General features: G+C 61.0%; 2 protein-coding genes. Both read right to left on the bottom strand.

The window, feature by feature from the left end; translation table 11 throughout:
* Positions 1-67 precede the first annotated feature (67 nt).
* Entirely contained in the window at positions 68-721 is a 654-nt protein-coding gene (locus VQ044_RS25235; protein WP_327650405.1) for an MFS transporter, read from the bottom strand.
* 59 nt (positions 722-780) lie between these two features.
* Positions 781-1,161: an NYN domain-containing protein gene (locus VQ044_RS25240; protein WP_331827898.1), complete on the bottom strand. Its 381-nt coding sequence runs from the start codon at positions 1,159-1,161 to the stop codon at positions 781-783.
* Between the last annotated feature and the right edge of the window lie 14 nt (positions 1,162-1,175).

The raw sequence follows: 1,175 nt of genomic DNA on the forward strand, positions 1-1,175 counted from the left end.
CGCCGTCTGGATCAATCCGCCCAACAACAAGCTCCAACTCCAAGCTTAATCTATCGCTCCGGCTGTCTCACATTCGTTGACACGCTCCGCAATGCCTTGAGGGAGCTTGTGTCGGCGGCGAGGGTTCGCTCTGCGGATCCCGCTCGCTCCGAATCATCGGGACAATCAGGGGCAGAGCGAGAAGCAGAACGACCGCAGCACAGATGAACCAGGTCCCTCTCCACCCAACAGCATCGGCGACGAGGACAAAAATGAAGGGGAAAAGTCCCTCGCCCACCTGATGCCCAAGCGTCACGATCGAAACGGCTCGCCCCCGATTTGCAGCGAACCAGCGGCCCGTGGCCGTCAAGGCGGTCTGCGTCATCATCCCTTGCCCGAAGAGGCGGAGAAGATAGAGCGCCAGGACCAGCATCGGCACGGACTGAGCAAAACCCATCACCATGGTGGCGACGGCAAGCATGGCCATCGTCGCCGCGGCGACAGTTGCCGTCCGGTGGCGGTCCAGAATACGCCCGAGAAACGGCAGTGTGGCGGCGCTGAGAAGCGTCGCCAGCATGTAGAGGCCTCCAAATTCACCGTGGCTGAGCCCGTAGGCCTCCCGAATCCCGCCGTTCGAAAGCGAGATAAAGAACGTCTGTCCGAACGAGGAAAAGAAGGTCAGAAGGAAGCCGCCCGCAAGCCATCTGGCATTGTTCACTAGGAAATGGGCGAGTGTCTGCACTATGAGTTTCCGACGATCGATGAGCCGTCACCTCTGTCGGGCCAAAGGTCGGCCGGGAGTCAGCCTCGCTGCTGTTGAGGCGGTTCGGACTCAAAATGTTGGGTGAGATCGACATGCGCGCTGGCGGCTTCGATCAATTTTTCCGAAGCCCTGATCGCTTCCGGGATGTTGAGAGCCGTGGCCACCGTCACCTGGATTCCGCCGGCCTGCAGCGCATGAACCAAGGGGATCAGTTTCCTGTCGCCAGCGACGAGGATGACGCGGTCGATGCCGGGGGCGATCGTCATGACGTCCACCGCCATTTCAACGAGATTGGTACCGTAGCGCTCCCAGGGACCAGAACCGAAATCCTCCGGAGCGGCCCCCCGCACTTCAAATCCCCCGGCGGACAGGCGCCGCAGGAGCCCCGACTGACGATCTCGTTCTGCCTCGTCGCGCATGTCCTTATAGTAGA

Origin of the sequence: Aurantimonas sp. C2-5-R2, from assembly GCF_036549495.1 — a bacterium.
Lineage (GTDB): Bacteria > Pseudomonadota > Alphaproteobacteria > Rhizobiales > Rhizobiaceae > Aurantimonas > Aurantimonas coralicida_A.

Bases quoted from the DNA above. Each gene is read 5' to 3' on its own strand.
- VQ044_RS25240 (WP_331827898.1), bottom strand. From the start codon at position 1,161: ATGCGCGACGAGGCAGAACGAGATCGTCAGTCGGGGCTCCTGCGGCGC.